Genomic DNA, 9,951 nt, shown 5'->3' on the forward strand with positions numbered 1-9,951 from the left:
TCACCGCCGTGCACCCAGGCGGCCGCGGGGCGTCGAGCCCTCGACGGATGCGGTGGAGTTGGGCTTGCCCAGATCGTTGCTGTAGTAGGTGTAGCCACCCGAGTAGGCGCTGGTGCCGCGTCGGACACCGTTGAGCACGAAGCCCAGCAACGCGACACCGGCCACCTCGAACTGGCTGGTCACCGCACGCAGATCGGGAGCCAGCGTCTTACCCGAACGCACCACCAGCGCCACGCAATCCACCCACTGCGACATCACGACGGCGTCGGTGACCGGCAGTACCGGCGGTGAGTCGATGATGACGAAGTCGAACCGTTCGCGTAGTTCGGCGATACCGTCGGCGGCGCGGCGCGAGCCGACGAGTTCGGCCGGATTGGGCGGCACCGACCCGGCGGCGAGAATGCTGAGCCGCTCGGTGCCGCTGGGCTGGACGAACTCCATGATCGAGCCCTCGCCGCCCAGGTAGTCGGTGAGGCCGACGTGCGGGTTGATCTCGAGTGCGGTGGCCACCGCCGGGCGACGCAGGTCGGCGTCGACGAGGATCACCGTCTTGCCCGCCTCGGCGAGGCAGCGTGCCAGGTTGACCGCGGTGGTCGTCTTGCCCTCGGCCGCACCACCACTGGTGATCAGGATGGCCCGGACCGGGTCGTCGACGTTGGCGAAGGCGAGGTTGGTCCGCACCATCCGGAACGCCTCGGCCAGTGCCGAGGCCCCCTTGTTGAACGGCACCAGACTGGTGTCGCGCAGGTCCGCCGAGAACGGCAGCGACCCGAAGATCAGGCTTGACCCGATGTCCTCGAGATCGGCGGTGGAGGTGACGGTGCGGTCGAAGCGGTTCTTGACGAACAGCACGATCAGACCGAGCACGATGCCGATGAGAAACGCCAGCAACGTATCCCGGACGGGTTTGGGTGACACTGCCTGCGTTTTGCTCTCGGCGTGGGTGACCGGGGTGACCTTGGCCAGTGGTTGACCGCCGGCCGCCGGACTCTCCAGGGTCGCCACATATCCCGACAGGCTGTCGGCGACCGCGTTGGCGATCTGCGCGGCCTTCTCCGACGAGCCGGCGTCGGCACTGATGTTGAGCATCACGGTGTCGGGTTTGGCGGAGGTCTGCAACGCCTCACGCACCTCGTCGCGGCTCATCCCGAGGTTGCCCTGGCTGATGGCCCGGTCGATGACCTCGTCGGAGGAGGCCAGTTCAGCGTAGGAGGCCACGCGCTGTTGGGAGGCCAGCGATCCCTGATAGGCGGTTTGTGCCGAGGCCTCCGATCCGGATGTCACATACACCGCCGCGGTGGCCCGATAGACCGGGCTCTGCAGCATGGAGTACCCGAAGCCGCACAGGGCGACCACGATCCCGCAGGCCAGGACGATCCACCAGCCACGGCGTACCGCGTCCAGCACGGGAGCGACCCGTCCTGGGTCATTCGTGTCCACCGACACCGACTCGACTCGCATGGTTGCTACCTCTCTGGTTGACGCTCTTCTGGAAGCGACCGACCGCGTCATCGCGGTTGGCTCGCAACGTTTGTGGGGATGGGGGCGATGCGGGCGCACCGGCGGGCACGCGGGAGAACAGCAGCACGAACAGTGACGCGATCAGTACCCACGACATGACGATCATCGCGACGAAGGCACCGGTGACTGAACCCAGCCAGGCGCCGAGGGGGCAGACGATCAGGGCGAGCGCCCCGACCATGGTGCGCACCCGCACCACCGACCACGTCTGGCGCGCGGCACGTACCAGCACTCCGGGGACGGCTTCCATCGCCGCGGAGAACCGGGCCAGGCCACCGATGAGGATGAATGGTGCGGCGTGCGCCCAGGTGTCGCCGAGCAGCGCACGGCCCAGCGAGTCGGGCAGCATCAGCAGGATCAGCATCGAGGTGCCGATGGTGACGGCGATGGTCGCGGTCATGCCCACGGTGTCGGTGCCGATGTCGGCGCGGGTGAGCCGGCCGCGGGTGACGATGTGCGACAACACCACGCTGCGCAGGTAATTCGTGACGACGTTGGTGAGTCCGTAGATGACGATGACGCTGCGGAAGGCGGCGACGTCGGCGACCCCGGACACCGCGGCGATGACGAACACCAGCGCCCATTGCAGCAGCGCACCCCACACCGACTCGTAGAAGAAGCTACCCAGATAGGGGCGCGCCGTCGTCACCCACCGGCGCAACGGGTGTACCGGTATCCCGCCGCGGATCAGGTGGATCACCAGTGGCACGACGGGTGCGGCGAACATCACCAGGATCGCTTGATCGGCACTGCCGCCGCCGGCGAGGGTCGCGGCGAGCAGCGACAGTTGGGCGATCGCGACGACGACGTCGAGCAGCAGCAGTGAGGCGGTGTCGAGCCGGGAGATGTAGACGAAGCGCAGGGTGTCGTAGCCGAGGATGATCGGCGAGACCACCAGACACAGGCAGCAGATCTGCACCAGCCGGTTGTCGATGACGGCGAATCCGATGCCGCCGAGCACAGCCAGGATCAGCGGGACGATCAACGAGACCCACACGACTGCGCGGCGGAGCTCGCCGGCGTCGATGTCGTTGTTACCGTTGCCCCCGTTACCGTTGCCCCCGTTACCGTTGTGCCCGTTGCCGTTGCCACCACCGCTCTTGTCGCCACCGTTCTTGTCACCACAGAGGACGACGAGCGGTTCGCCGGTGACCGAACGCGCCATGGCCGTGAGCGCCTGGTAGAACACCATGGCTCCGGCGAACAAGCCGAGTTCGGCGGTGTCGAGGTAGCGGGCGGCGATCACCAGGAACAAGAAGCTGGCCAGACTGACCACGGCCTGGTCACCGGCACCGAAAACCATCGCCCGGGCCCGTGGGCCCGGCCGGGACAGCTTCTGCCGCAGCGACTTACCCGGAGGCATGGATCTCCCGACGTTTCGGCCCGGGCAGCAGGACGGCGATCACCAACAGCGCCAACAGGATCGGGATGAACCGGCCCTGGGACCAGTAGATGATCCGGGACACCTCGAGCAGACCCATGATGGTCAGCGAGTAGGCCAGCAGCGACACGAGGCTGCCCTGGGTGGCGCGGTAGAACAGGTAGCCGACGGCGAGGCCGAGGAGGAACCAGTACAGCATCGACAGCGGTGTGCCGAGGTCGGCGTCGGTGATGAGGAAGGTGCCCTGGTTGTTGAACTCGGGGTTGGCGCTGCTCTCCAGCATCATCTTCCACCACTGTTGCGGGTCGAGGCCGGCGATCTCGGGTCGTCCGGCGATCATCGACATCCCCGGCCCGTCCCACACCGCGGCGAACGAGTAGTACGGGTCGTGTGGTTTGCCGGCGACGGCCGCGTGGTACATGGCGCTGTTGTTGGCGGTGGTGACGTAGTAGCCGGCCAGTCGGGTGGAGATGTACTCGGTGAAGCTCGTCGTCACGATGTTGCGGTAGTACAGCCAGCTGCGGGAGTATTCGAACACCGCGAACAGACCCCAGATGGCCGGGATCGCGAAGAACGGTGCGGTCTTTCGCATCACGCGTTCGATGGGTCCGCCCCGCGCGATCTGTGCGCCCGGCGCCGTGCCCGCGCGCATCGGTTGCACCGCGAAGTACAGGAAGATCAGCGGCAGACCGACCTCGATGATCGCGAGGCGTTCGCCGTAGAAGAACGAGCGGTAGACGGCCAGGGCTACGAGGACCACCATCTGCCAGGTGTAGGCGCGCACACCCATGCGGCGCAGCATCATCATCACCCCGGCGGCGACCGGCCCGAGCTGGGTGAAGGTGGTGATCCCGGCGACCGGAGGGTTCATCTTCTTCAGCGCGCTGATCGCACCCTCCTGCAGGGTGATCACGTTGACGAAGTCGGTGACGGTGGTCCCGCGCAGGAACGACAGGGCGATCCAGATGCCGTATCCGAAGAGCGCCAACACGAATGCGCCGACGGCGATCGCCCGCAGCCGCGCCACGGCCGAGGCACTGACCCGCACGATCGTCACCCCGGGCCGCACCCGCAGCGTGAACACCGCCAGACCCACCAGCAGGCTCAGGCCGGAGAGGAAGCCGGTCATCCCGATGGTGGCGTCGATGTAGCGCGGGGTCTTCCACAGGGTGAATGCGCTCGTCGGGATCAACGCAGCCGAGATGGGCAGCAGCGCAACGAAGATCGCGGCGATCCACAGCGGGTGGAACCACCACGGGATCATCAGGCGGAAGCCGTGTTCGCCCGGCGCCAACCCGGCCGGCGCGCTGCGCGACCGCTCCGCCCGCCCGGGTGGGCCGGCCTGCGGTGCGGCGAGGTCGGGCGCCGTCATCCCGGATGCCCCGCCAGCGCGTGGAGTTCGGGGGTGAGGCCGACGCTGGTGCGCAACCGGTCCCGCAGTTCGCGCCACCGGGCGCGGTGGGCGTCGGCGCGCTGGGCGAGCAGTCGGTCGTAGGTCGCGCGTTCGGCGGGATCGTCGAGGAGTCGGGCGACCTGTTGTTCGACCACGGCCGGGGTGAAGCTGCGGAAGTGGTGGACGTAAACGTCGAGCCCGAGGTCGGCGAAGGCTCCGAAACCCTTGCGTTCGTAGGCGAGGTGGATGACGTAGTGGCCGGCTTCGAGGGCCATCAACGCGGCGTGCAGGCGCATCGCCACCACCACGCGTGGTTCGGCGCGCGGGTCGAGGAGTTCACGTGGGGTGAGGATCTCGGCCGGGCCGAGTGATTCCATGACGGTGGTGTCGTTGTTCCCGGCGACCGCGCTCTGCACGTAGCCGTCGAATTTGCCGAGCATCCCGGCGAGTTCGGTGACCGGACGCGGGAGCGTGCCGCGGACCGACCGGACCGAGAGCACCACCCGCGGCATGGTCGTGCGGCCCGGGGCGGCGGCGTCGTCGGTGCCGCGGTCGGCGACCGAGCCGCTGATGATCGCGACGTCGGGGATGCGTTCGATGTTGGGGGCGGTGCCGAGCTCCTCGATGCTGCGGTCGTCGCGCAGGCACACGGCGTCGAGCGATCCGATCATGGTGCGTACCAGGCGTCGTGCGGCGCCGCGGCTGGGTCCGATGCTCTGCGGGAGGTACACCGTCGGGGTGTGGGTGCGGCCGGCGGCCAGCAGTTGCGGTCCGTGCACGATGGCGGTCTTGGCGGATTCGACGCCCGACCCGAATCGCAGGTACCCGCCGCCGACTCCGACGACGAGGTCGTAGGCGTCGAGGTTGCGCAGTACCTGCAGGTAGCGGCGCGCCTCGCCCAGTGATCCCGGTTTGCTCGACACGCACCGAAGACCCAGGTACTGAAAGGATTCCGGGTATGCCGCGACGAGGTCGATGTCGGTGTCGGGGCCGAGTGCTTCGGTGATCAGGTCCACGGCCCGGTCGACGAGCATGCCGTCGCCGAGGTTGTCGGAGCTGTAGCAGTGCAGCAGAGCGACTTTCATGTCAGTAACTCCTCGTAGACAGCCAGGTGCGCCTCGGCGCTGCGCTGCCAGTTGAACTGTCGGGCCCAGTCACGTCCGGCGTCGGCGAGCCTTGTGCGGGTGTCATCGTCGGCGACGGCGGCCAGTGCGTCGGTGATGCCCGCGGCGATGGCCGACTCGTCGATCTCGGCGAGTTCGAAGGCGGGACCGGCGACCTCGGCGAGTGCGCCGCGCCGCGAACACAGCACCGGGCAGCCGTGTGCCAGCGCTTCGAGGACCGGTAGCCCGAAACCCTCGTAGCGGCTGGGGAACACGAACAGTCGGCAGTGACGCATCAGGTGTTCGCGCTCGGAGTCGCTGACGAATCCGAGGTGGACGACCCGGGGCGAGTTGGCGATCTCGGCCATGATCGCGTCGGCGGCCCACGCCGGTTTGCCCGCGATCACCAACGTCACCCCGGCGGGGACGTCGGCCATGGCGCGGATGAGCGCGGTGACGTTCTTGCGGGGCTCCAGGTTTCCCAGATACAGGATGTAGTCGTCGAGGTCGCGGATGGTCGTGCGGACCGGTGGGTCGTTCTCGTCGGTCTGGGCGGGCGCCGGGCCTTCTGTTTCGGTGTGCTCGATTCCGGTGTGCTCGATGCCGGTGTGTTCGATGCCGGTGTGTTCGATGCCGTGGTAGATGACGTCGATACGGTTCGGGTCGACGTCGAAGACTTCCGCGACGTCGATGGCACTGGCCTGCGAGACGGTGATGATGCGGTCGCAGGAGTCGATGGCACGCGCGACCCGGGTGCGCCAGATCCGTTCGGCCATCGGGGTGCGGCCGGTGTCGATCCATCTGCTGGCCACGCCGTGGACGGTGACCACCGACGGGACACGCGTGCGCACCAGTGGACCGGTATCGGCGACGTAGTGTACGAGATCCAGCTCGGTGGAACGGATTCCGGCTGCGGTCTCGCGCACGGTGTTGGCCAGCGGGTGGCCGAGTCCGCCGAATCCGCCGACGGTGTGGCCGCGGTCGCGCAGTTGCCCGGCCAGCGACCGCGCGTAGGTCGTGTTGCCGCCGACGTGGCGGTCGAGGATGCGCCTCGGCATACCCACCCGCACCGCTAGGCTCCCTCGGCGAGGCAGGCGTCGTAGCAGTCGACGAAGGCCTGACGCTGCTTGGTCTTGTTCATCGTCGAGAGCACCCGCACGGTGCGGTCGACGACCTCGTCGTGGTAGTCGTCGTCGGCGACGATGTGGTGGATCTGTTCGGCCACCTCGGTGACCGTCGATTCGCAGACCAGTGGGGTGCCGTCGAAGCAGGGGATGTCGCGGACCACGGTGGGGATGCGGTAGCTCGCGGCGTCGAGGACCGACAGTGGGAACCCTTCGTACAGTGCGCTGTGCACGTAGACGTCGATCGAGCGGAGCAGCGCGTCGAGTTCGTCGTCGCCCACCCAGCCGGTCACCGTCACCCCGTTGTGTTCGAGCAGTCGCCTGGCGTCGGGGTCGCCGTCGCCGATCCAGATGAGCTCGGCGTCTTCATGTTTGCGCTGTAGTGCCTTGGCGAGCTGGGCGAAGAACCGCGGGTCCTTCTGCGGGCAGATCCGGCCGATCATCGCGACCCGGGCCCGCTCATGCCAGGGTTGTGTCGCGGTGCGCAGCGGGTCGGCGGGTTCGCGGTGCGCGGCGTTGGGTACGCGCACGACGTGGGCGCGGCCGAGGCGGACGCCGATCATGCTGCGCGCCACCGACTCCTCCTCGGGAGTCAGCACCACCATGGTGTGTTTACGCAGGCTCAGCAGTTGCTCGGCGGCCCGGAACACGCCCTGTTTCCAGCCGGCGCGTTGCGGGTCCTGCAGCACGAAGCAGTGTGGCTGGTAGATCGTGTGCACCGGCAGGGCCGCGGCGCGACAGAAGAATCCGGCCCAGCTGGAGTGCGCATGCACCAGATCGGGTTGCAGTTGGTGGGCCCGGGTGCGCAGGTCGCCGATGGCGCGCAACGGGTCTCGGGAGAGTTCGGTGACCGACGCGAACTCGGCGGCACCGGAGCCGACCGATCCGCCCGCGGCCAGCAGATGATGCTCGTATTGCGGGGTCAGCGAGACGATCTTCTCCACCGCCCGGCTGATGCCGCCGTCATAGACGTTGGTGGTGTGCAGGATTCGGGGGGTATGGGTCGGGTACGACATCGGGCTCTCGTTTCTCGCGTCGGTCGTGGATGTCGGTGGTGTATGTCTTCTGGGGGGGAATGGACCGGACGGCGTCGGCGGGTACTCGCGGGGGGCGGGGTTACTCAGCACCCGACGGCGCCGTCCGGGGTCTTTGGGGCGTCCAGGTTGAGGGGCGCTCAGTAGGCTCCTGTCTTGTCGAAGACCGCCCGGACGGTGCGCCACAGGATCAGGACGTCTTGCATGATCGACCAGTTCTCGACGTAGGAGAGGTCGAGGCGGATCGAGTCCTCCCAGGACAGATCCGAGCGGCCCGACACCTGCCAGAGCCCCGTCATCCCGGGTTTGACCAGCATGCGTCGTGCGATCCGCCCGTCGTATTGCTCAACCTCGTCGGGTAGCGGAGGGCGCGGGCCGACCAGGCTCATCGTGCCGCCGATGACGTTGAACAGTTGGGGCAGTTCGTCGAGGCTGTAGCGGCGGATGATCTTGCCGACCCGGGTGATTCGCGGGTCGTCACGCATCTTGAACAGGACGCCGTTGCCCTCGCTGCGTGCGCGGAGATCGGCCTTGACGCGGTCGGCGTCGACCACCATCGACCGGAACTTCCACATCTGGAACGGCGCATTGTTCACCCCGATCCGGGTAGCGCGGTAGAAGATCGGGGCGCCGGTGTCGAGCACGATCGCCAGCGCGACCAGGCACATCGCCGGCGCCAGGGCCAGGATCAACACCGCCGCGCCCACCCTGTCGACGAGCGCCTTGCGGAATCGGTTGGCGCCTTCGTAGCGGGGTTTGTCGATGTGCAGCAACGGAAGTCCGGCAACGGGGCGCACCGTGAGTCGGGGGCCTGCGACGTCGGCGACGCCGGGGGCGACGAGCATGTCGACGTCGACGCGCTCCAGACCCCAGGACAGTTCCTGCATCGCGTCGGGGCCGAGGACCTCGGCCGAGCTGACTGCCACCACCGATGCGTCGGCGGAGTCGACTGCCGCCAGCACGTCGTCGAGGTCACCGTGAACGGGGATCGCATGCTCCCCCACCTCGATGTGTGGGGGCAGCGGAGCGACGGTGCGCGGGAGACACACCCCCACGACGTCGTACCCGAGCTGGGGTGTGTGGGTGAGCCGGCGCACGAGCGATGTCGCGGTGTCGCGGCTGCCGACGACCAGGAGCTTTTCCATGTTCAGCCGGTTGCGGCGTTGACGAGACAGGTTGCGGCGCCAGATATATCGCGACACGAGCAGGGCGATGGTGCCCAGCGGCAGCGCCAGCAGCAGGAAGCCGCGGGCGATCTGCAGCCGGAAGATCTGGTCGACGATCGCCAGTGCGCCGAAGACGGCGAAGCAGGCCGTGGCCACGCGGCTGTACTCCTGCGGGCCGGACCCGACGACGCGACGATCCAGCGCGTGGTTGGCACGTAAAGCCATGAGCCACAGGATGATCAGGATGAGGGCCACGCTGGTGGCCGGGATCTCGACCTGTCCGCGCTGGCCGAACGGGTTGCCGGTGCCGAACCGGAGAAGGTGCGCGACGGTGACCGCGGCGATCACGATGACCGCGTCGGAGATGGCCAGCCGGGCCAGGTACTTCTTGCTCCATTGGGGGCGACTACGACGTGCCCCGATGTCGGGATTGCTGTCTTGTGTTGCGTCTGAACTCCACACGTTCAGCGCCGATGCTTGCCCTGACGGACTCACCACACCTCCCACGATCAGATCTCGGTGGGGCGATGTCGGCCCGACGGTCGCGTCATCGCCACCGCCGGCCTCCTCGCGGCTCGGCCTCTTCGCCGAGCCAACCCGCGCGCTGTTTGCGCGGGCCCATGACCGCCCCGAACCACTCTTCGGCCATGTTCACGTGAATCAATCAATGCGGGACAGTTGACAAGATCCCGTTGATCTTTAGCACGGGTCAACATTAACCCCCGTTTACCCGGACCACAACGCCGGATTGGAATTCTTTTGTGACTTCCCCACCGTTTGACAGCCGCAGCGAACGCGATTATCGGAGATTCTTCGCTTTGCTCAACAAATACCCGACCGGCCGCCGCCGGCGACGCCGTGACCAGCATGCGCGGGCTGGTTAGTCAGGACGACCGTGGCGTTACGGACCAGAGTCCAGATTGCTTGATCCCAGCGGGTGTGACGCTCTTCACAGTGCTTTCTTGTGTATGGTTTCGCGTATTTCCGCTATGTAAACCACCAGCTAAGGATGGGTTTCTGTGCCATTTCTCCCTGATCCCGAATGCCAGCTTTGCGAGATTGGATTCCAGATTCTTGTGAATCCACCGTTCCGCGATTCCAGGCGACCCAAAGAATGCCGAAGAAACCCGCCATGAATGGCGAGAACGCCATCAAAGAATGGCATCAAGAATGCTTAGATCCCCGCCGAGCGCCTCCCCTTCGTTGGTCGAGGAGCGCCACCCTTCGAT

The 9,951-nt window shown here is 67.2% G+C and carries 7 protein-coding genes; all 7 read right to left on the minus strand.

Translation table 11 applies throughout. The features are described 5' to 3' along the window. On the minus strand, nucleotides 1–1,461 hold the full coding sequence (locus GOPIP_RS17395; protein ID WP_210738848.1) for a tyrosine-protein kinase domain-containing protein: 1,461 nt from the start codon (nucleotides 1,459–1,461) through the stop codon (nucleotides 1–3). Continuing rightward, complete coding sequence (locus GOPIP_RS17400; RefSeq protein WP_006371061.1) at nucleotides 1,427–2,884, minus strand: MATE family efflux transporter; 1,458 nt, start codon at nucleotides 2,882–2,884, stop codon at nucleotides 1,427–1,429. The genes GOPIP_RS17395 and GOPIP_RS17400 overlap by 35 nt, the downstream gene beginning before the upstream one ends. After that, nucleotides 2,871–4,274 carry a hypothetical protein gene (locus GOPIP_RS17405; protein WP_006371062.1) on the minus strand — a complete coding sequence of 468 codons (1,404 nt, stop codon included), beginning with the start codon at nucleotides 4,272–4,274 and terminating at the stop codon, nucleotides 2,871–2,873. The genes GOPIP_RS17400 and GOPIP_RS17405 overlap by 14 nt, the downstream gene beginning before the upstream one ends. Beyond that, nucleotides 4,271–5,380, minus strand: a complete 1,110-nt coding sequence (locus GOPIP_RS17410) for a polysaccharide pyruvyl transferase family protein (RefSeq protein WP_006371063.1) — start codon at nucleotides 5,378–5,380, stop codon at nucleotides 4,271–4,273. The genes GOPIP_RS17405 and GOPIP_RS17410 overlap by 4 nt, the downstream gene beginning before the upstream one ends. Then, the gene (locus GOPIP_RS17415) at nucleotides 5,377–6,456 is read right to left on the minus strand and encodes a glycosyltransferase family 4 protein (RefSeq protein ID WP_050955285.1); all 1,080 of its coding nucleotides are present in this window, start codon (nucleotides 6,454–6,456) and stop codon (nucleotides 5,377–5,379) included. The genes GOPIP_RS17410 and GOPIP_RS17415 overlap by 4 nt, the downstream gene beginning before the upstream one ends. A gap of 14 nt (nucleotides 6,457–6,470) precedes the next feature. Beyond that, on the minus strand, nucleotides 6,471–7,538 hold the full coding sequence (locus GOPIP_RS17420; protein WP_006371065.1) for a glycosyltransferase family 4 protein: 1,068 nt from the start codon (nucleotides 7,536–7,538) through the stop codon (nucleotides 6,471–6,473). Between the two features lie 158 nt (nucleotides 7,539–7,696). Beyond that, nucleotides 7,697–9,217, minus strand: coding sequence for a sugar transferase (locus GOPIP_RS17425; protein ID WP_006371066.1), 1,521 nt, complete (start codon nucleotides 9,215–9,217; stop codon nucleotides 7,697–7,699). Between the last annotated feature and the right edge of the window lie 734 nt (nucleotides 9,218–9,951).

It is taken from the genome of Gordonia polyisoprenivorans NBRC 16320 = JCM 10675 (genome assembly GCF_000241325.1).
Taxonomy (GTDB): Bacteria; Actinomycetota; Actinomycetes; order Mycobacteriales; family Mycobacteriaceae; genus Gordonia; species Gordonia polyisoprenivorans.